At 68.2% G+C, this 22,953-nt stretch carries 22 protein-coding genes; 18 read left to right on the top strand and 4 right to left on the bottom strand.

The window, feature by feature from the left end; translation table 11 throughout:
• Nucleotides 1-5: 5 nt before the first annotated feature.
• The 10 genes from EV379_RS10225 to dapF all read left to right on the top strand — a co-directional run bounded on the left by EV379_RS10225 (nt 6) and on the right by dapF (nt 10,049).
• Nucleotides 6-1,070: a Bug family tripartite tricarboxylate transporter substrate binding protein gene (locus EV379_RS10225; protein ID WP_242616321.1), complete on the top strand. Its 1,065-nt coding sequence runs from the start codon at nt 6-8 to the stop codon at nt 1,068-1,070.
• A 2-nt stretch (nt 1,071-1,072) separates the two neighbouring features.
• The gene (locus tag EV379_RS10220) at nt 1,073-1,633 is read left to right on the top strand and encodes a tripartite tricarboxylate transporter TctB family protein (RefSeq protein WP_130506046.1); all 561 of its coding nucleotides are present in this window, start codon (nt 1,073-1,075) and stop codon (nt 1,631-1,633) included.
• The gene (locus EV379_RS10215; RefSeq protein ID WP_130506045.1) at nt 1,626-3,194 is read left to right on the top strand and encodes a tripartite tricarboxylate transporter permease; all 1,569 of its coding nucleotides are present in this window, start codon (nt 1,626-1,628) and stop codon (nt 3,192-3,194) included. The genes EV379_RS10220 and EV379_RS10215 overlap by 8 nt, the downstream gene beginning before the upstream one ends.
• A 156-nt stretch (nt 3,195-3,350) precedes the next feature.
• Nucleotides 3,351-3,659, top strand: coding sequence for a helix-turn-helix domain-containing protein (locus tag EV379_RS10210; RefSeq protein ID WP_120256811.1), 309 nt, complete (start codon nt 3,351-3,353; stop codon nt 3,657-3,659).
• Between the two features lie 116 nt (nt 3,660-3,775).
• A complete protein-coding gene (locus EV379_RS10205) occupies nt 3,776-4,006 on the top strand; it encodes a DUF3046 domain-containing protein (protein ID WP_130506044.1) in 231 nt (76 codons plus the stop codon).
• 384 nt (nt 4,007-4,390) lie between these two features.
• Nucleotides 4,391-5,503 carry a recombinase RecA gene (gene recA / locus EV379_RS10200; RefSeq protein WP_130506043.1) on the top strand — a complete coding sequence of 371 codons (1,113 nt, stop codon included), beginning with the start codon at nt 4,391-4,393 and terminating at the stop codon, nt 5,501-5,503.
• A gap of 14 nt (nt 5,504-5,517) precedes the next feature.
• Nucleotides 5,518-6,501, top strand: a complete 984-nt coding sequence (locus EV379_RS10195; protein WP_130506042.1) for a regulatory protein RecX — start codon at nt 5,518-5,520, stop codon at nt 6,499-6,501.
• Between the two features lie 18 nt (nt 6,502-6,519).
• Nucleotides 6,520-8,160: a tRNA (N6-isopentenyl adenosine(37)-C2)-methylthiotransferase MiaB gene (miaB, locus tag EV379_RS10190; RefSeq protein ID WP_130506041.1), complete on the top strand. Its 1,641-nt coding sequence runs from the start codon at nt 6,520-6,522 to the stop codon at nt 8,158-8,160.
• Nucleotides 8,160-9,158 carry a tRNA (adenosine(37)-N6)-dimethylallyltransferase MiaA gene (gene miaA / locus EV379_RS10185; RefSeq protein ID WP_242616320.1) on the top strand — a complete coding sequence of 333 codons (999 nt, stop codon included), beginning with the start codon at nt 8,160-8,162 and terminating at the stop codon, nt 9,156-9,158. The genes miaB and miaA overlap by 1 nt, the downstream gene beginning before the upstream one ends.
• A 9-nt stretch (nt 9,159-9,167) precedes the next feature.
• Nucleotides 9,168-10,049 carry a diaminopimelate epimerase gene (dapF, locus tag EV379_RS10180; RefSeq protein WP_130506040.1) on the top strand — a complete coding sequence of 294 codons (882 nt, stop codon included), beginning with the start codon at nt 9,168-9,170 and terminating at the stop codon, nt 10,047-10,049.
• A gap of 24 nt (nt 10,050-10,073) precedes the next feature.
• On the opposite strand, the gene EV379_RS10175 is transcribed toward dapF, so the two are convergent.
• Nucleotides 10,074-10,370 carry a DUF503 domain-containing protein gene (locus EV379_RS10175; RefSeq protein ID WP_130506039.1) on the bottom strand — a complete coding sequence of 99 codons (297 nt, stop codon included), beginning with the start codon at nt 10,368-10,370 and terminating at the stop codon, nt 10,074-10,076.
• A gap of 79 nt (nt 10,371-10,449) precedes the next feature.
• On the opposite strand from EV379_RS10175, the gene EV379_RS10170 reads away from it, so the two are divergent.
• Entirely contained in the window at nt 10,450-11,889 is a 1,440-nt protein-coding gene (locus tag EV379_RS10170) for a lipase maturation factor family protein (RefSeq protein WP_130506038.1), read from the top strand.
• 99 nt (nt 11,890-11,988) lie between these two features.
• Nucleotides 11,989-12,576: a VOC family protein gene (locus tag EV379_RS10165; protein ID WP_130506037.1), complete on the top strand. Its 588-nt coding sequence runs from the start codon at nt 11,989-11,991 to the stop codon at nt 12,574-12,576.
• 9 nt (nt 12,577-12,585) lie between these two features.
• Here the strand turns inward: EV379_RS10165 and EV379_RS10160 are convergent, their stop codons facing one another.
• Nucleotides 12,586-13,197, bottom strand: coding sequence for a class I SAM-dependent methyltransferase (locus EV379_RS10160; RefSeq protein WP_130506036.1), 612 nt, complete (start codon nt 13,195-13,197; stop codon nt 12,586-12,588).
• Between the two features lie 43 nt (nt 13,198-13,240).
• On the opposite strand from EV379_RS10160, the gene hflX reads away from it, so the two are divergent.
• Nucleotides 13,241-14,797, top strand: a complete 1,557-nt coding sequence (gene hflX, locus EV379_RS10155; RefSeq protein WP_130506035.1) for a GTPase HflX — start codon at nt 13,241-13,243, stop codon at nt 14,795-14,797.
• Between the two features lie 101 nt (nt 14,798-14,898).
• Entirely contained in the window at nt 14,899-16,170 is a 1,272-nt protein-coding gene (locus EV379_RS10150) for a serine hydrolase domain-containing protein (protein WP_130506034.1), read from the top strand.
• Here the strand turns inward: EV379_RS10150 and EV379_RS10145 are convergent.
• Nucleotides 16,059-16,472: an HIT family protein gene (locus EV379_RS10145; protein ID WP_130506033.1), complete on the bottom strand. Its 414-nt coding sequence runs from the start codon at nt 16,470-16,472 to the stop codon at nt 16,059-16,061. The two genes, EV379_RS10150 and EV379_RS10145, sit on opposite strands and share 112 nt — an antisense overlap.
• 251 nt (nt 16,473-16,723) lie before the next feature.
• On the opposite strand from EV379_RS10145, the gene EV379_RS10140 reads away from it, so the two are divergent.
• Nucleotides 16,724-17,707: a methylenetetrahydrofolate reductase gene (locus EV379_RS10140; protein WP_130506032.1), complete on the top strand. Its 984-nt coding sequence runs from the start codon at nt 16,724-16,726 to the stop codon at nt 17,705-17,707.
• 141 nt (nt 17,708-17,848) lie between these two features.
• Entirely contained in the window at nt 17,849-20,200 is a 2,352-nt protein-coding gene (gene metE / locus EV379_RS10135) for a 5-methyltetrahydropteroyltriglutamate--homocysteine S-methyltransferase (RefSeq protein ID WP_130506031.1), read from the top strand.
• Between the two features lie 143 nt (nt 20,201-20,343).
• Here the strand turns inward: metE and lexA are convergent, their stop codons facing one another.
• Nucleotides 20,344-21,048 (bottom strand): transcriptional repressor LexA, encoded by a 705-nt coding sequence (lexA, locus tag EV379_RS10130; protein WP_130506030.1) that lies wholly within the window; start codon nt 21,046-21,048, stop codon nt 20,344-20,346.
• A 298-nt stretch (nt 21,049-21,346) separates the two neighbouring features.
• Between lexA and EV379_RS10125 the strand changes: the two genes are divergently transcribed.
• Together EV379_RS10125 and EV379_RS10120 are read left to right on the top strand one after the other, a co-directional pair.
• The gene (locus EV379_RS10125) at nt 21,347-21,724 is read left to right on the top strand and encodes a hypothetical protein (protein ID WP_242616319.1); all 378 of its coding nucleotides are present in this window, start codon (nt 21,347-21,349) and stop codon (nt 21,722-21,724) included.
• A gap of 104 nt (nt 21,725-21,828) precedes the next feature.
• Nucleotides 21,829-22,944, top strand: a complete 1,116-nt coding sequence (locus EV379_RS10120; protein WP_130506029.1) for a histidinol-phosphate transaminase — start codon at nt 21,829-21,831, stop codon at nt 22,942-22,944.
• Nucleotides 22,945-22,953: the final 9 nt, after the last annotated feature.

Raw genomic sequence — 22,953 nt, 5'->3', positions numbered from 1 at the left:
GAGCATTGCGATCTCACAGCCGGCCGAACACCACGGCCACCATCCCGACGCGACTGGGCACACGACTGCTGCGCACCGGCGTCGTTGCCCTCGCCGCCATCAGCCTCGCGGCCTGCTCGACCCCGGCGGCATCCGTCGGCACCGCAGAAGAACCGGCCGCAGAGGCCGTCAGCTTCGACTCGATCAGTGTCATCGCGCCGGCGGATCCCGGTGGTGGCTGGGATCAGACCGCCCGTGCCATCAGCCAGGTATTCACCGATGAGAAGCTGGTCGCCTCCGCACCCGTCACCAACATCGGCGGAGCGGGCGGAACAGTCGGCCTCGCCGCACTCGCCAACGAGAAGGATCCCGCAACGCTGATGGTCACCGGTCTCGTCATGGTGGGCGCCGTCGAGACCAACCAGTCCGCCTCGCGCATCGAGGACACCGTGCCGATCGCCAAGATGACCGAGGAGGCGCTCGTGCTCGTCGTTCCGGCATCATCTCCGTACAAGACGACATCCGACCTCGTTGACGCGATCATCAAGGACGGGGCAGGCGTTGCCGTCACGGGAGGCTCTGCAGGCGGCGCCGACCACATTCTGGCCGGAATGTTGCTCACCGAGGCGGGAATCCCGGCTGAGGACATCACGAGCAAGCTCAACTACATCGCCAACTCCGGCGGGGGCGAGGCCGTCACGATGCTGCTCGGCAACACCGTGCAGGCCGGCATCTCCGGCGTCGGCGAGTTCGTCGAGCAGATCAACGCCGGAGAGCTGCGCGCTCTCGCCGTCTCCTCACCGGAGCGCGTCGAGCTGCTGCCGGACACCGAGACGCTGATCGAGTCCGGCTACGACGTCGAGATGACCAACTGGCGTGGGCTCGTCGCCCCCGGCGGAATCAGCGACGAGGAGAAGGCAGCGCTCGTCGAGACCGTCACCGCCATGCACGGTTCAGCCGCGTGGGAGGCCGTGCTGGCCGAGAAGGGCTGGGCCGACGCATTCGTGGTCGGCGATGACTTCGACAGCTTCCTCACCGACAACATCGCCGAGGTCACCACGACCCTCACCACGATCGGGCTGATCGGCTAGCGATGACTGACCAGACCCTGGTTTCCCCCGGCGGCACGTCGCCGGGGGAAACCCCCTCCCGCCCGATCCGCCCGATCGGCGAGTACGTGTTCGCCGCGGCGTGTGCCGGTGTGGGCCTGTACACGATCATCGGCGCCGGCTTCATCCGCACACCGCCCGGCTCGGCCAATGTGCTCGGACCCCGGGTGTTTCCGTATCTCGTCGGTGTCTTGCTGTTCGCGGCGGCCATTGCCGTGCTCGTCGGGGTCGCCCGCGGACAGCGCGGCGACGCCGAGGAGGGCGAGGACATCGACCCGACTGCGCCGACCGACTGGCTCACCGTCATCAAGCTCAGTGTCTTCTTTCTCTCTCAGGTCGTACTCATCGAGCTGATCGGCTGGCCGTTCGCCGTCGCCGTGCTGTTCGCCGGTGCCGCGTGGGCGCTCGGCGCACAGCGCTGGTGGATGGGGCTGCTGATCGGCGTCGGCCTCGGCCTGACCACTCAACTCGTCTTCGGCGTCTGGCTCGGGCTCTCCCTGCCGCCCGGGCCCCTTCTGGAATGGATTCCGATCTTCCATGGATAGCGTCAACGGACTGTTGGAGGGCTTCAGCACCGCCCTCCAGCCGATGTATCTGCTCTACGCACTTTTCGGCGTCTTCATCGGCACCGCCGTCGGAGTGCTGCCGGGCATCGGCCCCGCGATGACGGTTGCGCTGCTTCTGCCGCTGACCTACACGCTGGACCCAACCGGTGCACTGATCGTCTTTGCTGGCATCTATTACGGCGGCATGTACGGCGGTTCGACGACGTCGATTCTGCTCAACACCCCCGGAGAGTCGGCGTCGATCGTCACCGCGCTCGAGGGCAATCGCATGGCGAAGGCCGGGCGCGGGGCCACGGCGCTCGCGACGGCGGCGATCGGCTCTTTCGTCGCCGGCACCATCGCAACGGTGCTGCTCACCTTCCTGGCTCCGGGCATCGCGAAGCTGGCGGTCCAACTCGGGCCTTCCGACTACTTCGCACTCATGGTCGTCGCGTTCCTCACGGTTGGCGCACTTCTCGGCTCCAGCGTTCCGCGTGGGCTGGTTTCTCTCGGACTCGGCCTGGTGCTTGGGCTCGTCGGCACCGAGGTGCTCACGGGGCAGCAGCGGTTCACCTTCGGCGTCCCGAGCCTGGCCGACGGCATCGACGTGGTCCTGATCGCCGTCGGCCTGTTCGCGCTGGGGGAGACTCTCTTCGTGGCGTCCCGCCTGCGCAACGGGCCGATCCACCTCGTTCCCGTGAGCGGCAGCTGGCGCAGTTGGATGAGCAAGGAGGACTTCAAGCGCTCGTGGCGGCCGTGGCTGCGGGGGACGGCGATCGGTTTCCCGATCGGGACGATTCCCGCAGGCGGCGCGGATGTCGCGACGTTCCTGTCCTACGCCGGTGAACGCAAGCTCGCCAAGGGCGCAGCCAGAGAGCAGTTCGGCCGCGGCGCGATCGAAGGCGTCGCCGGCCCGGAGGCGGCCAACAACGCGGCGGCGGCCGGCGTGCTCGTGCCTCTGCTCACGCTGGGGCTTCCGACGACGGCAACGGCGGCGATCATCATCTCGGCGTTCCAGAGCTACGGCATCCGCCCGGGTCCCATGCTGTTCGAAACCCAGTCGGGCCTCGTCTGGGCGTTGATCGCCAGCCTGTACATCGGCAACGTCATGCTGCTCGTGCTCAACCTGCCGCTCATCGGAATGTGGGTCAAGGTGCTGCAGATCCCGCGCCCCTACCTCTACGCGGGAATTCTGGCGTTCGCGGGGCTCGGCGCTTACGCGCTGCACTTCAACGTCTTCGACACCGTGACCCTCTTCGTCGTCGGGCTCATCGGCTTCTTCATGCGCCGCTACGGCTACCCGGTGGCGCCGATGGTCGTCGGCGGCATCCTCGGCCCGATGGCCGAGGAGCAACTGCGCAAGGCGATGGCCATCAGCCAAGGCGATCTGCTCTACCTCGTGCACAGTCCGTTCTCGTGGATCACCTACGGGTCGATGGCCGCCATCATCCTCGCCGGCATCTGGTTGAAGCACCGTCGCGCTCGCTATGAGTCGACGCCGCTGATGTCGACGGAGGCCGTGGCCGTGCAACACGCGACGTCCTCGAGCAATGCGGAATAGACAGGAGAGAGCAGCGGTTACACCCGACGAATTCACAACTTAAGTCCAGTGTGCACCGATAGTGTTGATGCAACGGGGGTTCGGCTAGACTGACCTCCCCGACACGGCCCGGTGGACCGTGGCATACAGCTCACAGAAGCTATGAAGGAGGTTCCGATGATTCTTGTACGTCAAGAAATCGGCGATGTGCTCAGGGACTTCCGACTTCAGAAGGGTCGCACCCTCCGTCAGGTTGCGAGCAAGGCGAGTGTCGCCTTGGGCTACCTGAGTGAAGTGGAGCGCGGTCAGAAAGAAGCCTCAAGCGAGATCCTCGCTTCGGTTGCGGATGCCCTCGACACTCCGATTTCGGTCATCATGCGCGAGGTCGGCGATCGTCTCGCCGTTCTCGAGGGCATTGAGCCGATTCCCGACACGGTTCCCGACGAGTTCGTCGCGAACTTCGATGCAGACATGATGGTGCGCTGAGCCCATTCACGGGCTCTGACGGATGCCGGCAGAGGTGTGCTGCCGCCATCCGAACGCACTCGACAACGCCGGCCGGTCTTTTGACCGGCCGGCGTTGTTTCGCTTAGCGTTGCAGCATGCGTCGAAGTGAGTTCAACCTGGCCATGGCCACCGAGTTCGGTGACGCCTACGCGGCCGTAGTGCTGAATGACCTCGTGCTGCCCACCCTCGGCAACCGCAGCGGCGAACAGGCCCTCCGCGCCGGTACCCCGCCGCGCGAGGTGTGGCTGGCGCTCTGCGAGGCCACCGACGTGCCGAGCGAGCGACGCTACGGCGTCGGGCTGCCGAAGCCGGCTTCCGCCCGCTGAGGCAGCGGGGTTCATCCGGGCGTGACTCCACCGGCGAACGATTGCTCTGCGCTCGGATCCGCTGCGCTCGATTCCGCTGCGTTCGATTCCTTGGGGCGACACGCCGCATTCATGTCGAAGATCTGTTCGGTTCGTACTAGGCTCCTGCACAGCAGGACCTGAGCTGACTGTTTTCCACCGATCCACCCGTGCACGAACCCGTGTCGGTGGCCAGGCGTACAGTCGAAAACATCAGCTGACGAACTGCTGACTGCCTTGTCAGTCCGTGCCCGGTTCAGAGGATGAAGGGTGCTCGACGCACGAGAAATCGCGTCGGGCAGACCGGATCCGCCGCCACGAACACGACAGCCTATAGGCGCACCGAACCCAGTCAAGGAGAATGAAATGCCATCACCCGCAGACCGCGAGAAGTCACTCGAAACCGCTCTCGCTCAGATCGACCGCCAGTTCGGCAAGGGCTCGGTCATGCGCCTCGGCAGCGACGAGCGCGCCCCCGTCGAGACCATTCCCACCGGTTCGATCGCCCTGGACGTCGCGCTCGGCATTGGCGGGCTCCCGCGCGGCCGCATCGTCGAGATCTACGGCCCGGAATCCTCGGGTAAGACCACGCTCACCCTGCACGCCATCGCCAATGCCCAGCGCGCTGGTGGCATCGCCGCCTTCATCGACGCCGAGCACGCGCTCGACCCCGAGTACGCGAAGAAGCTCGGCGTCGACATCGACGCGCTGCTCGTCTCGCAGCCGGACACCGGTGAGCAGGCCCTCGAGATCGCCGACATGCTCGTCCGCTCCGGCTCCATCGACCTCATCGTCATCGACTCCGTCGCCGCCCTCGTGCCGCGCGCCGAGATCGAGGGCGAGATGGGCGACTCCCACGTTGGCCTCCAGGCCCGACTGATGTCGCAGGCTCTGCGCAAGCTGACCGGTGGCCTCAGCCAGACCAACACGACGATGATCTTCATCAACCAGCTGCGCGAGAAGATCGGCGTCTTCTTCGGAAGCCCCGAGACCACCGCCGGCGGTAAGGCACTCAAGTTCTACGCATCGGTGCGCCTCGACATCCGGCGTATCGAGACGCTGAAGGACGGCACGGATGCCGTCGGTAACCGCACCCGCGTCAAGGTCGTCAAGAACAAGATGGCCCCGCCGTTCAAGCAGGCGGAGTTCGACATCCTCTATGGTGTCGGCATCTCCCGCGAGGGCAGCCTGATCGACTTCGGTGTCGACCACGGCATCGTCAAGAAGTCCGGTGCCTGGTACACCTACGAGGGTGACCAGCTCGGCCAGGGCAAGGAGAACTCCCGCAACTTCCTGCTGCGCAACCCCGACATCGCACTCGAGATCGAGAACCGGATCCTCGGCAAGCTCGGCATCGGTGCGGCCGGAGCCGCGGCGGCGGCGGAGGCGGCCAAGCAGGCCGCAGCCGATGCCGCGGCCGGCATTGCCCCCGTCGAGGAGCCGCTGGTTGCGAAGCTGAAGGCCCGCAAGGGCGCCTAGGCAGCCCATTCATCATGGAAATCGGATGGTGGGGCGGTGGCGCTCCGGGTGACAACGATCGGCGTGACGATGAGAACGACGGTGACGCCGAGGTGACCCAGGACGCGGGCGCCGACGTGCCGGCCGAGCAGCCCCCTGCTCGGCCGGTCGCCCGGCCCGCCGACACGGTCACAGCGAACACAGCCGTGAAAACTGTCACGCCGCTCATCGCGTTGCGGAGCGCTCCGCCCGCCCCTCCGACACCGGCAGCCGAGTCTCCGACCGAAGCCCCGGCCGACACACCGGCCGAGCGCGACGCCGCCCTGGCCACGGTCAGCTACCTGCCCTGGGCGGCACCGGGGATCGACGTCGCCGCGTCATCCGGGATCGAATCCACCGCGTTCCGGCGTCCATTCGTGGCGCCGGAACGCGGTTTCGACCGTGACGACGACCGCGCTGTCGTCGCCGAGCCCGGCGATTGGACCGCCGAGTACAGCGACGAAGTCGAGGAGGAGGCCGAGGCGGAGTTCGACCCGGCCGCCCTGGAGAACGCCCTCATCAAGAAGCTCGCCAGGCGCGACCTCTCCATCGCCGAGGCGGAACAGTTCCTCGAACAGAACGGTCTGCCGGCCGAGCAGCTCGAGGAGTGGATCGAGCGCATCGAGCGGCTCGGCTACCTCGACGACATGCGGCTCGCCGAGAACCTCGTCGACCAGCTGCGGCGGCGCAAGGGCCTGGGCTCGTCGTCGATCCGGCAGGAACTCGGCCGACGCAAGATCAACCCCATCGTCATCAGCGAGGCCCTCGGCGAATCGGACCAGGACGAGGAGCGGGCTCGAGCACTCGAACTGGCCGTGAAGCGTGCCGGGCAGCTCAGTTCCTATGACGAGGCAACGGCAGAGCGCCGCCTTACCGGGTTCCTGATGCGCAAGGGCTACCCGTCCGGTGTCGTCCGCGATGCCGTCAAGGCCGCACTGGCCGGGCGCAAGCGACCATCAGGCGGCGTCCGCTTTCGCTGATCTAAACTAGAGCCCATCATGAGCACCGTCAGCGAAGCCCCCACCGTCATTGCGCCGTCCACGGCATCGCACAATCCCGACGGTCGTGCCCGAAGCTACGAGGTGCGCACCTACGGCTGCCAGATGAACGTGCACGACTCCGAGCGGCTGAGCGGATCGCTGGAGGCGGCCGGCTACGTCAAAGCCGACGGCGTCGAGCCCGACGTCGTCGTGATCAACACCTGCGCCGTGCGGGAGAACGCCGACAACAAGCTCTACGGCAACCTCGGCTACCTGGCATCCATCAAGCGCAAGCACGAGGGCATGCAGATCGCCGTCGGCGGCTGTCTGGCCCAGAAGGACAAGAACGTCATCCTCGAGAAGGCCCCGTGGGTGGATGTCGTCTTCGGCACGCACAACATGGGCTCGCTGCCGAGCCTGCTCGAGCGCGCACGCCACAACGACGAGGCGCAGATCGAGATCCTCGAATCGCTCGAGACCTTCCCGTCCACGCTGCCGACCAAGCGCGATTCGAGCTACAGCGGCTGGGTGTCGATCTCGGTCGGCTGCAACAACACCTGCACCTTCTGCATCGTGCCCGCCCTGCGCGGCAAGGAGAAGGACCGCCGCCCGGGCGAGGTGCTCGCCGAGATCCAGTCACTCGTCGACGACGGCGCCATCGAGGTCACCCTGCTCGGCCAGAACGTCAACTCCTACGGTGTCGAGTTCGGCGACCGCCTGGCCTTCGGAAAGCTGCTGCGTGCAGCCGGCGCCATCGAGGGCCTCGAGCGGATCCGCTTCACGAGCCCCCACCCCGCCGCGTTTACCGACGACGTCATCGAGGCCATGGCCGAGACGCCCTCGGTGATGCCCCAGCTGCACATGCCACTGCAGTCGGGGTCCGACCGCATCCTGAAGGCGATGCGCCGCTCCTACCGCTCCGCGAAGTTCCTCGGCATCCTCGAGCGCGTGCGCGAGCGCATCCCGAACGCCGCGATCAGCACCGACATCATCGTCGGCTTCCCTGGCGAGACCGAGGAGGACTTCCAGGAGACGCTGCGCGTCGTCGAGGAGGCGCGCTTCGCGACGGCCTTCACCTTCCAGTACTCGATCCGCCCCGGCACGCCGGCCGCGACGATGCCGGACCAGGTGCCCAAGGCGGTCGTCCAGGAACGCTACGAGCGTCTCGTCGCCCTGCAGGACCGCATCGCGTGGGAGGAGAACGAGAAGGTCGTCGGTCGCACGGTCGAGGTGCTCGTCACCAACCACGCGGGCAAGAAGGATGCCGACACCGACCGTCTCTCCGGGCGTGCTGAGGACAGCAGGCTCGTGCACTTCGAGGTGCCGGCCGGATCTGAGACCCCGCGCCCAGGCGACGTCGTCACCGTCACGGTGAGCCAGGCCGCGCCCTTCTTCCTCATCGCCGACTCCGCCGATGACGCCCCGCTCACGATCCGACGCACCCGCGCCGGGGACGCCTGGGACCGCCAGGAGGCGGAGTCCTGCGGCGTCCCGACAGCAACGGGCGCAGCGGGCACGCAAGGCGGCGCCGTCGGGCCCGTCTTGCTCGGCTTCCCGACGCTCCGCGTCGGCTCGCCCCTGAACGTCGGCCAGAGCGCGGGCCTGGGCGCAGGCGCGAGCACCGTGCCGATCTACAACGTCGACGACGATCTGCGCTAGTGAGCGGTGAACAGCCGGCGCACCCGGACGGGCACGCGCTGATCGCCGTCGTTGGCGCAACCGGAACGGGCAAGTCGGCACTCTCGCTCGACGTCGCGGAGCGGCTCGCCGCCGACGGCATCGCCGCCGAGATCGTCAACGCCGACGCGATGCAGCTGTACCGCGGCATGGACATCGGCACGGCGAAGCTGCCCCTCGCCGAGCGCCGCGGCATCCCGCACCACATGTTCGACGTGTTGGGCGTGCGCGACGAGGCGACTGTCGCCGGCTACCAGGAACGGGCCAGGGCGATCGTCGACGACATCCGTGCCCGCGGCGCCGTGCCGATCGTCGTCGGCGGCTCCGGGCTCTACGTCTCTGCCTTGGTCTACGACTTCCGCTTCCCAGGAACCGACCCGGCGATCCGCGCATCACTTGAGGAGGAACTCCTCGCTCTCGGCACCGGCACCCTCTACCGCCGCCTCGCCGCCTTCGACCAGGCCACCGCGCTCCGCATCGGCTCCAGCAACGGCCGCCGCATCGTCCGCGCGCTCGAGGTCATCGCGGTCACAGGGGAGCCGAACGCCGCCGCGCTGCAAGATGAGCCCGTGCCGTGGCATCCGCTCGCCATCGTCGGACTCGCGGCCGAGCGCGAGACGCTCACCGCGCGGCTCGACCGCCGGGTCGAACAAATGTGGGCGGACGGCCTGCTCGACGAGGTGCGTGCGCTGTTGCCGCTCGGCATCGAACAGGGCGTCACCGCCAGCCGGGCGATCGGCTACACCCAAGCGATCGATGAGATCCACGGGCGCAGCAGCGAGGCGGAGGCCATCGAGGCCACGCAGCAGCTCACACGTCGCTACGCGCGCCGCCAGGTGAGCTGGTTCAAGCGCTACCCGCACGCGCATTGGCTCGCCGCTGCGGTCGAGGGCGAAGGGGCGGATGCCGCGGAGGCGCGCACCGACGCCGCACTGCGCGCGTGGCGTTCGTCCGCTGAAGGCCTCACTCCCGCCACTTAGACTGGGCACATGGCGTTCGATCTGCACTTCACCAAAGGCCAGGGCACGGGCAACGACTTCGTGCTCTTCGCTGACCCCGACGGGCTGAACCCGTTGAGCCCGGCCCAGATCGCCGCGGTGTGCGATCGCCGCTTCGGCATCGGCGGTGATGGGCTGATCCGCGCCGTGCGCTCGAGCCGCCTCCCGGAGGGTGCAGCGGCCCTCGCCGAGGACGGCGACGCCGAGTGGTTCATGGACTACTGGAACGCCGACGGCACCCCGTCCGAGATGTGCGGCAACGGCATCCGCGTCTTCACCCGCTTCCTGCTCGACCAGGGCCTCGCCGTGCTCGCCGACGGCGATACGCTCCCGATCGGAACCAGGGCGGGCGTGCGCGATGTGCAGGGCAACCGCAACGGATTCCAGGTCGATCTCGGCCGCTGGCGGCTCGATGGCGGGGAACCGCTCGTGCGTGCCAAGAACCTGCCCGTCGCCCGGCCCGGTCTCGGCATCAACGTCGGCAACCCGCATGTCGTCGTCGCGCTGGCCGACGAGGCCGAACTCGAAGCGGCCGACCTCGGCTACATCCCGCAGCTCGAACCGGCTCCGGCCGATGGCGCCAACGTCGAGTTCGTCGTGCCGGCCGATCCGCTGGTCCACGACGGCGTCGGGCGCTTCCGCATGCGGGTGCACGAGCGCGGTTCCGGCGAGACTCAGTCCTGCGGAACGGGGGCAGCGGCCGCCGCCCTCGCGGTGCGGCACTGGGCGGGTGCCGGCGCGCCGAACCAGTGGCGTGTCGAGGTGCCAGGCGGTGTGCTCGGCGTGCGGATGTTCCCGACGGAAGACGGCGAGCACGTTGCGCTCTCCGGGCCGGCGGAGCTCGTCTTCGACGGCGTGCTCAGCCTGGGCTAGAGGCAGCCTCCGGCCGGTGACGGCTCAGTCGTCGCCGGTGGTGCGGTCGGCGCGGTGCGCCGAGAGCAGCTCGATCTCGGGCCGATACGCCACGAAGTGCTCCACCGCATCGAGCACCTCGGTGACGTGGCCGCGGTCGGCGGCGACCAGTGAGACCCCGATCGCCGTGCGCCGGTGCAGATCGAGATGGTCGACCTCGGCGACGCTCACCTGAAAGCGTCGTCGGAGCTCTGCCACCAACGGCCGGACGACGGAGCGCTTCTCCTTGAGGGAGTGCACGTCACCGAGCAGGATGTCCAGCTCCAGCCATCCGATCCACATGCGCGCAACTGTAGTGCCACCCCCGCACTCCTCGCGCGGGGTAGCCGTGCGCTGGGGATACGCCTAGCGTGGATGCGAGATGGACTGGTTCGACGCGGGGGACTACGACATTGCGCGGCTCGTGCTGCAACGGGGAGTCGCTGCCGTCTACGTGATCGCCTTCGTCTCGGCCATCAACCAGTTCCCGGCGCTCGTCGGCGAAAACGGGCTGTTGCCAGCACCCCGACTCCTGGCTCGGACCCGCTTCCGCGAGCTTCCGAGCCTGTTCCACTGGCGCTATTCCGACCGGATGCTGCTGGCGCTCGCGTGGTTCGCTGTGGCGGTCTCGGCGGCGCTCGTGCTCGGTCTGCCTCAGCTCGGCCCGCCGTGGCTGCCGATGCTGGCGTTCCTGATGCTCTGGGCCGTGTACCTGTCCATCGTCAACATCGGGCAGGTCTTCTACGGTTTCGGCTGGGAGAGCCTGCTGCTGGAGGCCGGATTCGTCGTCGCGTTCCTCGGCTCCGATGAGGTGGCCCCGCCGCTGCTGATCATCATCTACCTGCGCTGGTTGCTGTTCCGTCTCGAGCTCGGCGCCGGGCTCATCAAGATCCGCGGCGGGCGCGAGTGGCGGGACTTCACGGCGCTCGACTACCACCACGAGACGCAGCCGATGCCGAACCCCCTGAGCCGGCTGGCACACCGTCTGCCGCGGTGGTTCCATCGCTGCGAGGTGCTCGGCAACCACATCGCCGAGCTGCTCGTGCCGTTCTTCCTGTTCGCGCCGCAGCCCGTGGCATCCGTCGCCGCCGGCATCCTGATCGGCACCCAGCTCTGGTTGATCATCACCGGCAACTTCGCCTGGCTGAACTGGTTGACCATCGTGCTCGCCTTCTCGGCGATCGACGACACCACCCTCCGCGCGCTCCTACCCGTGTTGCCGGAGTCGCACGCCCCCGCGGATGCGCCCGTGTGGTTCGTCGTCATCGTGCTCGCGGGTACCGTGCTACTCGTCGCGCTCAGCTGGTGGCCGGCCCGCAACCTGCTCTCCCGCCATCAGCTGATGAACGCGAGCTTCAACCGCTACCACCTGGTGAACGCCTACGGCATGTTCGGCACCGTCACCAAACGGCGCCTCGAGGTGGTAGTCGAGGGCTGCGACGACGCCGAGCCGGGGGAGGGCGCCGTCTGGGAGGCGTATGAGTTCCGGGGCAAGCCGGGGGATCCCATGCGGATGCCGCGCCAATTCGCCCCGTACCACCTGCGGCTGGATTGGCTGATGTGGTTCCTCGCGCTGGGGTCGCGCGACACGCGCTGGTTCGAGACCTTCCTCGTCCGCCTGCTCGAGGGGGACGCGCGGACGCTGCGACTGCTGCGCCGAAACCCGTTCCCGACCGGAGCACCGCGCTGGGTGCGCGCCCGCGTGTTCCTCTACCGTTTCAGCACCGGGGCCGAGCGTCGCGCCACTGGTGCGAGGTGGGTGCGCTCCGAGATCGGTGAGCTGGTCGAGCCGGTCGAGCTGGGGAGCGTTGGGCGACGCTGACGCGATCCGACGGGGCGGCTCGCTCCGTCGCGTCGCGTGCGGTGGCCTGATAGATTCGCCGCAGATCCGTCCCAGGACGGCGGCCGAGAGGAGGAGGCGATGGCCGATCCGGTTGGCGACATCATCGGCGACTATCGGGCGTTCGCCGCACAGCAGCGCGACCGCCTGCTCGCCCTGGACATCGACATCGCGCCGTACGAGCTGAGCCACCTCGCCGTTCGCGTGCCGGAGTGGGACCAGTATCTGCACCTGCGCACCCTGCTCGAACGCCACGCCATCGCGAACATGGAGAACGTCTGGAACGGGCGGCCGATGTCCATGATTCTCCTCGCTGAGCCGCTCAGAGTCCTCGATGGCCAGACGATCCCGCTCATCGAGCTCATCCCGCCCGTGCACCAGCGTGTCTACAAGATGGGCATGGAGCACATCGGCGTGGTCGTCGGCGAGGCGGTCGACGCGTTCTCCCGCCGGAATCGGGCGGCGCTGACCGGCCAACAGTTCCAGAACCAGTGGAACGAGCCGTACTACATCCTCTTCGAGGACTTCACGCACGTGAAGTTCCATCGCCGCTCGCTGCGCGCGGTGGTTGAGCTGCAGGGCGGCACGTTCGACGGTTTCCACCATGTCGACGGCTGGATTCCGCAGCGGCTGGTCACGGCGACGGGCCCGAACCCGCTGCCTCGTTGAGCGAGCGAGCTATGCGCCGCGGGAGACCTTCAGCACTCGGAAGCCCTTGCTGATGGCCTCGCGCGCGACGACGAGGCGATCGGCGAACTCGGTCTCCATCCAGCGCTGTAGGGAGTCGGATCCGAGGTTGCGCTGCACGACGAGGTAGGAATCAGCGCCCGGCGCGAGCCGGGGGAGCCACTTGCGCAGCATCGAGTGCAGTTCGGCCTTGCCCACCCGAATGGGCGGGTTCGACCAGATCGCGGCGAACTCGATGCCGTCCGGCAGCTCGTCCGGCCGCACGGCCTTCACATTCTCGAGGCCGAGCTCTGCGGCATTGCGGCGCACGAGTTCGAGAGCCCGGTCGTTCACATCGACGGCCCAGACCGTCGCCCCCGGCGATTCCAGCGCGAGCGTGAGCGCGATCGGCCCCCAGCCGCAGCCGAGGTCGAGCAGATCGCCGTTCTCCGGGGCTGCCGGCGCGTAGCGCAGCAGCACCTCGGTGCCCTGGTCGATGTGGTCGGGGCTGAAGATTCCGTTGGAGGTCGTGACCTCACGGTCCTGCCCGCCGAGACGCACGGTGATGCGACGCAGTTTGAGCTCACTCCCCGGATCTGCGCTGAAGTAATGCTCTGAAGCCATGGGATCGAATCTATCGCAGATTACAACCGGTAAACTGAAGGCAATGACTGACGTCGAGAACTCTCCCAACGACACTGCCGCCACCGCCGACGGCCCGAGCGACGACGTCGTCGCTCGGGTGCTCGCGAGCGCCGAATCGCGCTCATCGGCCTACTCACTCTTCTCCTCCGGCGCGCAGGCGCTGCAGACGGAGGCCGGCGCTGACAGCATCGGCGACGGCGAGCAGCTCGACCGCGAGGATCGCAAGGCCCTCCGCCGCGTTCCCGGCCTCTCCACCGAGCTCGAGGACGTCACAGAGGTCGAGTACCGCCAGCTCCGGCTCGAGAACGTGGTTCTCATCGGCATCTACGCCCAGGGCTCTCAGGATGACGCCGAGAACTCCATGCGCGAGATGGCGGCGCTGGCCGAGACCGCCGGTGCAACGGTGCTCGACGGCCTGCTGCAGCGCCGTGCCCACCCCGACCCGAGCACCTTCCTCGGCCGCGGCAAGGCGGCGGAGCTCGCCGCGATCGTGCAGGCCCTCGGCGCAGACACCGTGATCGCCGACACAGAGCTCGCCCCCAGCCAGCGGCGCGCACTCGAAGACGTCGTCAAGGTGAAGGTCATCGACCGCACCGCCGTCATCCTCGACATCTTCAGCCAGCACGCGAAGAGCCGCGAGGGCAAGGCGCAGGTCGAACTCGCCCAGCTCGAGTACCTCCTGCCGCGCCTGCGCGGCTGGGGCGAGTCGATGTCGCGCCAGGCCGGTGGCCAGGTCGGTGGCGCGGGCGCCGGTATGGGTAGCCGCGGACCGGGTGAGACCAAGATCGAGCTCGACCGCCGCCGCATCCACACCCGCATGTCCAAGCTGCGCAAGCAGATCGCGGCCATGAAGCCGGCCCGCGAGGCCAAGCGGGCCAACCGCCGCCGGAACTCGGTGCCGTCCGTCGCTATCGCTGGCTACACGAACGCGGGCAAGTCGAGCATCCTCAACCGCATCACTCACGCCGGTGTGCTGGTCGAGAACGCGCTCTTCGCCACCCTCGACGCCACCGTGCGCAAGAACACCACCGCCGACGGCCGCATCTACACGCTGGCCGACACCGTCGGTTTTGTGCGGAACCTTCCCCACCAGCTCGTCGAGGCGTTCCGCTCCACCCTCGAGGAGATCGCCGACTCCGACGTCATCGTGCACGTCGTCGACGGTTCGCACCCAGACCCGGCCAGCCAGATCGCCACCGTGCGCGACGTCGTCGGCGAGGTCGGCGCCCGCGGCATCACCGAACTCGTTGTGTTCAACAAGGCGGACCTGATCGACGACGACACCCGTCTCGTGCTGCGCGGGCTCGAGCCACGCGCGATCTTCGCCTCTGCCCGCACCGGCGAGGGCATCGACGAGATCCTCACGGCGATCGGTGAGCTGCTGCCGGACCCGAGCCTGGAGATCGAGCTCGTCGTGCCGTACGACCGCGGCGATCTGATCTCGCTCCTGCACGAGAAGGGCCGCGTGATCTCCACGGAGTACGTCGAAGACGGCACCCTCGTGAACGCCAGGATCTCCAGCGATCTCGAGCCTCAGTTCGCCGCATTCCGCGTGCCGGCCGGAGCCATCGGCGCCTGAGAGCGCTCGGCGGCAGACCATCTGTCGGCCGACTGCACGCGAAGGCAGGGCCGCTCAACCAGCTGGCGGTTGCGAACGGGGACCATGGTACTTTCGTGAGCATGTCTACCAGGGGGTTGGGCCCGTCGGCGACGCATGCCGCGCGGATCGCCCAGATCGAGGACGCTCAGCCGGCTGACCGTCAGGGATCCAACGCCCTGAGCATTCCGCAGCTGTTGCGCCACCATCGCGTCCCGAGTGTCAGCGTCGCCGTCGTCGACGACTTCGACGTTGCATGGACGAAGTCGTGGGGCGTTGCGGACGCGCAGTCGGGCAAGAGCGCCACGGATCAGACGCTGTACCAGGCAGCATCAATCACCAAGCCCCTGGCGGCGATGGCATCGCTGCGGGCCGCTCAGCTCGGGCTGTTTGACCTCGACCAGGACATCAACTCCATCCTCACGAGCTGGACGCTGCCGGATACGCCGTTCGGCGGGGGCGTCGCCGTCACGCCCCGGATGCTGCTGAGCCACACCTCCGGGCTCGGAGACGGATTCGGTTTTCCCGGGTACGAGCCGGGTGAAGCGATGCCGACACTACTGCAGATGCTCGACGGCCGATCGCCCTCGCCTTTGCCTGCTGTGCGGCCGGCACGGCCAGCGATGACGGCCTACCAATACTCGGGCGGAGGCGTCGAGATACAGCGGCTCGCGCTCACCGACACCGTCGGAGCAGCCTTCACACGAATCATGGATGACTGGGTGCTTCAACCGATCGGCATGACCAGCAGCACCTTCGAGCAGCCTTTGCCTTGCGAGCTCGAGCATCGGGCCGCCCGCGCCCATGACAACGAGGGTGCGAGGATGGCTGCACCGTGGCGTGTCTATCCGGAGTTGGCGGCGGCGGGGTTGTGGACGACTCCCGGCGATCTTGCCAAATTCGTCAGCGAGCTCCAACGGACGCTGGCCGGGCGGTCATCGCTTGTCGTGGACCGGACGATGATGCGCGACATGATCACACCAGTTGGCGTTGGCCCCTTCGCTGTCGGCTTTGTTGTGTCTCAGAAGGGCGATGGCCGGTATTTCGAGCACGACGGCGACAACTGGGGCTTCAAGGCTCAACTCATCGGACACGTGGCCAAGGGCTATGGCGCGGTGATCATGACCAACGGCGACAACGGTCAGGCCGTGATCGACGAAGTCCAGAATCGTATCGCCATCTCGTACGGTTGGGACAACTCGACCAAGCGGCCGACTCCGACCACCCCTGATTCGCTCGACCGTCAGCGGGCGGCACGCAGCCGCTCCGCCATCCGTGTGAGATCGGATTCGGCGGCGGCTGTCTCGGTCCAGGGCGGCGTCAGCGCGTCGCGGTCGGAGCGGGGCACAAGCTGAAAGTGCATGTGGAAGACGGACTGCCAGCCCGCCTCACGGTTCGTCTGAAATACCGTCATCCCGTCCGGTTCGATGGTGCGCTCCAGCAGTCTCGCCATTGAGCGCAGCGAATGGCCGATGCCCGCAGTTGTCGCATCTGAGAGATCCCACAACTGTGGCGCATGCTCACGCGGAACGAGCACCGTGTGCCCCGAGGCTGCCGGATGGATACTGAGAAAGCCCACGGTCAGCTCGTCCTCGTAGACGCGGTGAGATGGGGCGTCGCCGGCGACAATGGCGCAGAAGATGCAGGGGACGTTCATTCGCTCACCGTACCGCGCACCGGCTCCTCCGGGCGCTTGGGCGAGCCCCCGTCACATTCAGAAATAGATCCCGCACCCTCTGCACCCGGATGTAATCTCAAAGAAATCGTTGTTGCCGGTAGTTCAGGCAACGGGAGCGAAAGCCGAGCCCGGCACCCGCCCGCATCCACACCCGTCGAGTACGGGGTGCGCGGCCTGCCGGTGCGTCACCTCTGTTTCGACGGTATCCGTCAGAGCAAGGGGATCGCAGCATGACCGCCGCCTACCACCACGCAACGCCCGTCATCGGCGGACACCGTGGCGCCCTGACGCCGGTGTCGTTCGAGCTCTTCCCGCCGCGCACGGATGCAGCAGCACTCGCTCTCGGCCGCACCATCGACCGCCTGGCCGAGGCGAATCCGGCCTTCCTCTCCGTCACCTACGGGGCCGGCGGATCGTCCCGCGAGCGCTCGCTCACCGTGCTGCGCTACATCCTCGAGCACACGACCGTCGATGCGATGGCCCACCTCACCTGTGTCGGGTCCTCGTACCAGGAGGCCAACAGCCTCGTCAGACAGTTTCTGGATGCCGGCATCACCAGCTTCCTTGCACTGCGCGGAGACCCACCAACAGGCGTCACCGGCCCGGCCGAGCTGGGCGACCTCGGCAGCGCATCCGAGCTCGTGCAGCTGATCCACCGGGTTCAGGAGGAGCGCGAACCGTTCTCGCAGGAACGCGTTCCCGGGGCTCCGCAGGGCACCCGCATCGCGCGGCGCCGCCGACCAGAACGCGTGGCCGTCGCGGCCTTCCCGAACGGCCACCCCCGTGCCCGCGGCACGAACGCCGACATCGACAGCCTGCTCGCCAAGCAGGTCGCCGGCGCGACGCTCGCCATCACCCAGCTGTTCTTCCACGCCGATGACTACCTCGGCTTCGTCGACAAGGCGCGCACGGCCGGCGTCACGATCGACATCGTCCCCGGGCTGATGCCGGCGACCTCGCCCAGGCGGCTCGCCCGGATCGCCGAGCTCACCGGTGAGGAGGTGCCGGCCGAACTCGCCATCGCCCTCGAGGTGGAACCCGACGAACAGGGCCAGCACGAGATCGGGGTCGGCTACATCGCCCGCGTCGCCGCCGAGGTTCTCGCCGGGGGAGCGCCAGGACTGCACCTCTACACCTTCAACCAGCACAGGGCCGTACTCGGCGTGCTCGAACAACTCGGACGAATGCCCGTCGGAGCCGGCAGCAGCCGCTAGGCGGCGACCGCCAGGCTCCGACCCACCCGGCCCCAGCCGCTCACCACGGGGTGATGCACCCTGCTGCGCTACCCCCATGCCTTTTTCGACCCAGCTGTCACCTTCTCAACACCGACCCCAACCCCAACAAAAGGACGACGAATGACCACCGCACCGTTCACCACCGCACCATTCCCAGCCGGCACCATCCTCGGCTACCCCCGCATCGGCCGCCGCCGCGAACTCAAGAAGGCCGTCGAGGCGTTCTGGGCCGGCAGCACGACCGCGGAGGAGCTCGAGCAGACAACGGCCGGGTTGCGCGCCGCCACCCGGGCCCGGCTGCTCGAACTCGGGCTCGGCCGCGACGACTCGTCCATCCCGGAGAGCTTCTCTTACTACGACCAGGTGCTGGATGCCGCGGTGGCCGTCGGCGCCGTGCCGAGCCGGTTCGCCCACCTCGTGCAGGCCGACGGCAGCATCGACCTCGCCGGATACTTCACCCTGGCCCGCGGTGTCGGCGACAGCCTGCCGTTGGAGATGACGAAGTGGTTCGACTCCAACTACCACTACCTCGTGCCCGAGATCGGTCCGGAGACCAGCTTCCACCTGGCCAGCGACCGCATCGTGCGCGAGTTCGAGGAGGCCAAGGCCGCCGGATTCCTGACCCGTCCTGTGCTCGTCGGCCCGGTCACCTTCCTGCTCCTGGCCAAGCCGAGCGACGAAGCCCCTGCCGACTTCGCGCCGCTCAGCCGCCTCGGTGACCTCCTCCCCGTCTACGCGGAGCTCCTCACCCGGCTGCGCGCGGCCGGAGCGGAGTGGGTGCAGCTGGACGAGCCCGGTCTCGTCAACGAGAGCATCCCCGTTCCGCGCACCGAGCAGCTGGCCGCACTCGCTGAGGCGTACCGCGTGCTCGGCGGCCTGAGCGAGCGCCCGGCGATCTTCGTCGCCGCGCCGTACGGCGAACTCGGTGACGCGCTGCCCGTGCTGGCGGCATCCGCCGTCGAGGCCATCGGGGTCGACCTGGTGCGCGGTGCCCTGCCGGTCGGCCTCGACGCCGACACCAGCGCAGCGCTCGCGACGAAGACGATCGTCGCCGGCGTCGTCGACGGCCACAACATCTGGCGGGGCGACCTCGCCGCGGCCCTGTCGACGGCGGAGTCCGTCTCCGCCCTCTCGCCGACCGTCGCCGTCTCCAGCTCAACCTCGCTGCTGCACGTCCCGCACGATGTGGCGGAGGAGACCGCGCTCGGGCAGCTCGCCGACTGGCTCGCCTTCGCCGACCAGAAGGTCGGCCAGATCGCCGTACTCGCCGCCGGCCTCCGCGACGGTCGCGCCGCGATTCAGCCGGAGCTGGATGCCGCGGCCGCAGCGCTGGCCGCGCGCCTGGCCGCACCCGGCGTGCGGGAGTCAGCCGTGCGCAGCCGCACCGCCGCACTCAGCGCCGGCGACTACAGCCGCGGTGACTACGCGGAGCGCGTCGCCGCCCAGGACGCCGCCCTGCAGCTGCCGCTGCTGCCGACGACCACGATCGGCTCCTTCCCGCAGACCGGCGAGATCCGTCGCGCCCGGGCCCGGCTGAACTCGGGAGCACTGAGCGCCGCCGAGTACGAGCAGCTGATGAAGGAGGAGATCGGGCGCGTCGTCGAGTTGCAGGAGGAGATCGGCCTCGACGTGCTCGTGCACGGCGAGCCGGAGCGCAACGACATGGTGCAGTACTTCGCCGAGAACCTCGATGGCTTCGCCGTCACCGAGCACGGCTGGGTGCAGTCGTACGGCAGCCGCTGCACGCGCCCGTCGCTGCTCTGGGGCGACGTGTCGCGTCCGGCGCCGATCACGGTGGACTGGTCCGTGTACACGCAGAGCCTCACCGCCAAGCCGGTCAAGGGCATGCTCACCGGTCCCGTCACGATCCTGGCGTGGTCCTTCGTGCGTGACGATCAGCCGCTCGCCGAGACCGCCAGCCAGGTGGCCCTCGCTCTGCGCGACGAGATCGCCGATCTGGAGGCGGCCGGCATCGGCATCGTGCAGGTCGACGAGCCCGCGCTGCGGGAACTGCTCCCGCTGAAGCGTGCCGACCACGCCGACTACTTGGAGTGGTCGGTCGGCTCCTTCCGCCTCGCCACCGCCGGCGTGCGCGCGGAGACGCAGATCCACACCCACCTCTGCTACTCCGAGTTCGGGGTCGTGATCGACGCGATCAGCCGTCTCGACGCCGACGTCACGAGCATCGAGGCGGCGCGGAGCCGCATGGAGATCGTCGACGACATCGAGCGGAGCGGCTTCGACCACGGCATCGGGCCCGGCGTCTACGACATCCACTCGCCCCGCGTGCCGGCGGTCGCCGAACTGACGGAACTGCTCGAGCGCGCCCTCGCCGCCGTTCCCGGCCGGCAGCTGTGGGTGAACCCGGACTGCGGACTCAAGACCCGTGGCTACGCCGAGACGGTGGAGTCGCTGCAGAACATGCTCGAGGCCACCCGCGCCGTGCGGGCCAACGCCGAGGTCAGCGTCTAGCGGAAACTTCGCACCCTCGGTCCACGCCGGCTGAGGAGTGAGGATCGAACGACGAAGCCCTGAGCCATTCCGCGGTCACGCGGGGGCTCAGGGCTTCGTTCGTTCCTCACTCAGCCGCCGTGAGGAGGCGGTGTCTTGACTGTCTAGACGCTGCGCAGCACGGCGACGACCTTGCCGAGGATCTCGGCGTAGTCGCCGAGGATCGGCTCGAAGTTGCTGTTGCGGGGGAGCAGCCAGGTGTGGCCGTCGCGCTGGCGGAACACCTTGACCGTGGCCTCGTTGTCGAGCATTGCGGCGACGATCTCGCCGTTCTCCGCCGTCTTCTGTGCGCGCACGACCACCCAGTCGCCGTCGCAGATCGCCGCGTCGATCATCGACTCACCGACGACCTTGAGAATGAAGAGCTCACCCTTGCCGACGATCTGCCTGGGCAGGGGGAAGATCTCATCGATCTGCTGTTCGGCGGTGATCGGGATGCCGGCGGCGATCCGACCGACGAGGGGCACCATCGCCGCATCGCCGACGGTTGCAGCGCTTGAGTAGTCGTCGCCGTCGGTGAAGGAGGCGCCGTCGTTCTGCTGCGGGACCTCGATCAGCACCTCGAGCGCGCGGGGACGATTCGGGTCGCGGCGCAGGTAGCCGCTGAGCTCGAGCTGCTTGAGCTGGTAGGTGACGCTGGAGAGCGAGGCGAGCCCGACGGCATCGCCGATCTCGCGCATGCTCGGCGGGTAGCCCCGCTGGCTGACCGAGCGCTGGATGACGTCGAGGATCGCCATCTGCTTGGCGCTCAGGCTCTTGCGCCGACGGTTGCCCTTCTTGGCGGAGCTCGTGTCGCTGTCTCTCGTCACCGTACTGCCCTTCACTGTTCCGGCCCCGGGTTCGGCCCGGAATACCGGCCCTCACTGTGTCCTGTGGCGTTCACCGCCGACCGTGTCGGTGGTGCCTGATTGTCTGTCTCCAGACACTCACGACTTTATCGCTCGGTGGGTGCCGCAACAAACGAATGTTCGAGTGTGTCGCGCATTTCTTTCGGTTTTCTCGAAGAAAGACTTGCATATTCGAATTCATCGAATGTATGTTCGGAACACAGCTTCGCATCCGGCCCTCCCGGCCGAGGGTCGGATGCGAATCCCACAGGAGGTCGACATGAGTGCAGTACAGGCAATTCAGCTGAACACGCGGGCAACGGGTGCCGTTCGCACGCCGGCCGTCGTTCGCAGCCACCTTCGACTGACGCGTCGCGGACGGGTCGTTTTCACCACCCTCGCCGCCATGCCGCTCGTCGTCGGAGCCCTCGTCTTCGCCGTCAACGGCGGCGGCGCCGTCGCCGGCGGCGCGAGCCAGCAGGGCAGCACCTTCGACTACATCGCCGTTCCTGCCGGAGCGTCACTCTGGACCCTCGCCGAGGACATCGCCCCAGCGGAGGACCCGCGCGACGTCATCGATGCGATCATCGACCTCAACCAGCTGAGCACCGCCGAGGTGCAGGCCGGCCAGCGCCTCGCGATTCCCGCAGGCTACTGATCTCACCACCCCGCTCATCACCGCCCGCGGGTGTCTGCAAGCCCGCGGGATCCCCGGCCCCAGACCGATCCGCGCGGCTCTGGCACTGCCCATAGACTCGTACGGTGACGAATCTCAGTGAACTTCCCCTGCGTGACGACCTCGTCGGCCAGCTCCCGTACGGCGCCCCCCAGGCTGTCGTCCCCGTGGCCCTGAACGTCAACGAGAACACCCACGGCATCCCGGAAGACGTCGCCCACGACATCGTGGCCCGCGTCGCGGCCGCCGTGCTCTCGGTGAACCGCTACCCCGATCGCGAGTTCACGGAACTCCGGGAGAGCTTCGCCCGCTATCTCGGCCACGGCCTTGACGCCTCGAACATCTGGGCCGCGAACGGCTCCAACGAGGTGCTGCAGCACATCCTCCAGGCCTTCGGCGGTCCGGGCCGCTCGCTGCTCGGCTTCACGCCGACCTACTCGATGTACCCGCTGCTCGCCGCCGGAACCGGCACGGAGTGGATCGGCGTTCCCCGCGCAGCGGACTACACGATCACCCCGGATGCCGCTGCCGCCGCCATGCGCGAGCACCAGCCGGACATCGTGTTCCTCTGCTCGCCCAACAACCCGACGGGCACGCCGCTCGGGCTCGACGTGATCGAGGCCGTCTACGCCGCAAGTCAGTACGAGAACGGTGCGGCGATCGTCGTCGTCGACGAGGCCTACGCCGAGTTCTCGCCGGAGGGCACGCCGAGCGCGCTCACGCTGCTGCCCGGCCGGCCGCGCCTGCTCGTCTCCCGCACCATGAGCAAGGCCTTCGCCTTCGCCGGCGCCCGCGTCGGATACCTGGCCGCGGACGCCGCCGTCACCGACGCCCTCCGTCTGGTCCGGCTGCCCTACCACCTCTCCGCCTTCACGCAGGCGGCCGCGAACGCGGCTCTCGCTCACTCCGAGGAGATGCTCGGCATGGTCGGGGAGATCCGCGAGCAGCGCGACCGCCTGCTGCGTGAGCTCCGCGCCCTCGGCTACGCGCCGTACGACAGCGCGAGCAACTTCGTGCTCTTCGGCGGGGTCGAGGATCCGCACGCCGTCTTCGAGGCGCTGCTGGCCCGCGGCATCCTGATCCGCGAGGTGAGCCTGCCAGGGCAGCTCCGCGTCACCGCGGGAACCGAGACCGAGACGACCGCGTTCCTGGAGGCGCTGGCGGCGGTCGGCCCGAACGGTCGGGGCCCCAGCGCCGAGTAGCGTCCCGTC

Origin of the sequence: Microterricola gilva (genome assembly GCF_004217495.1) — a bacterium.
GTDB classification, from domain to species: domain Bacteria; phylum Actinomycetota; class Actinomycetes; order Actinomycetales; family Microbacteriaceae; genus Microterricola; species Microterricola gilva.
Note: the sequence above shows the minus strand (reverse complement) of the source record. Positions and strands in the feature narration are given on the sequence as shown.

Bases quoted from the DNA above. Each gene is read 5' to 3' on its own strand.
- EV379_RS10150 (WP_130506034.1), top strand. From the start codon at position 14,899: ATGTCTACCAGGGGGTTGGGCCCGTCGGCGACGCATGCCGCGCGGATC.
- EV379_RS10195 (WP_130506042.1), top strand. From the start codon at position 5,518: ATGGAAATCGGATGGTGGGGCGGTGGCGCTCCGGGTGACAACGATCGG.
- EV379_RS10145 (WP_130506033.1), bottom strand. From the start codon at position 16,472: ATGAACGTCCCCTGCATCTTCTGCGCCATTGTCGCCGGCGACGCCCCA.
- EV379_RS10160 (WP_130506036.1), bottom strand. From the start codon at position 13,197: ATGGCTTCAGAGCATTACTTCAGCGCAGATCCGGGGAGTGAGCTCAAA.
- EV379_RS10140 (WP_130506032.1), top strand. From the start codon at position 16,724: ATGACCGCCGCCTACCACCACGCAACGCCCGTCATCGGCGGACACCGT.
- miaB (WP_130506041.1), top strand. From the start codon at position 6,520: ATGAGCACCGTCAGCGAAGCCCCCACCGTCATTGCGCCGTCCACGGCA.
- EV379_RS10215 (WP_130506045.1), top strand. From the start codon at position 1,626: ATGGATAGCGTCAACGGACTGTTGGAGGGCTTCAGCACCGCCCTCCAG.
- EV379_RS10220 (WP_130506046.1), top strand. From the start codon at position 1,073: ATGACTGACCAGACCCTGGTTTCCCCCGGCGGCACGTCGCCGGGGGAA.
- EV379_RS10165 (WP_130506037.1), top strand. From the start codon at position 11,989: ATGGCCGATCCGGTTGGCGACATCATCGGCGACTATCGGGCGTTCGCC.
- EV379_RS10175 (WP_130506039.1), bottom strand. From the start codon at position 10,370: ATGTGGATCGGATGGCTGGAGCTGGACATCCTGCTCGGTGACGTGCAC.
- dapF (WP_130506040.1), top strand. From the start codon at position 9,168: ATGGCGTTCGATCTGCACTTCACCAAAGGCCAGGGCACGGGCAACGAC.
- EV379_RS10210 (WP_120256811.1), top strand. From the start codon at position 3,351: ATGATTCTTGTACGTCAAGAAATCGGCGATGTGCTCAGGGACTTCCGA.
- metE (WP_130506031.1), top strand. From the start codon at position 17,849: ATGACCACCGCACCGTTCACCACCGCACCATTCCCAGCCGGCACCATC.
- EV379_RS10205 (WP_130506044.1), top strand. From the start codon at position 3,776: ATGCGTCGAAGTGAGTTCAACCTGGCCATGGCCACCGAGTTCGGTGAC.
- recA (WP_130506043.1), top strand. From the start codon at position 4,391: ATGCCATCACCCGCAGACCGCGAGAAGTCACTCGAAACCGCTCTCGCT.
- EV379_RS10125 (WP_242616319.1), top strand. From the start codon at position 21,347: ATGAGTGCAGTACAGGCAATTCAGCTGAACACGCGGGCAACGGGTGCC.
- EV379_RS10170 (WP_130506038.1), top strand. From the start codon at position 10,450: ATGGACTGGTTCGACGCGGGGGACTACGACATTGCGCGGCTCGTGCTG.
- hflX (WP_130506035.1), top strand. From the start codon at position 13,241: ATGACTGACGTCGAGAACTCTCCCAACGACACTGCCGCCACCGCCGAC.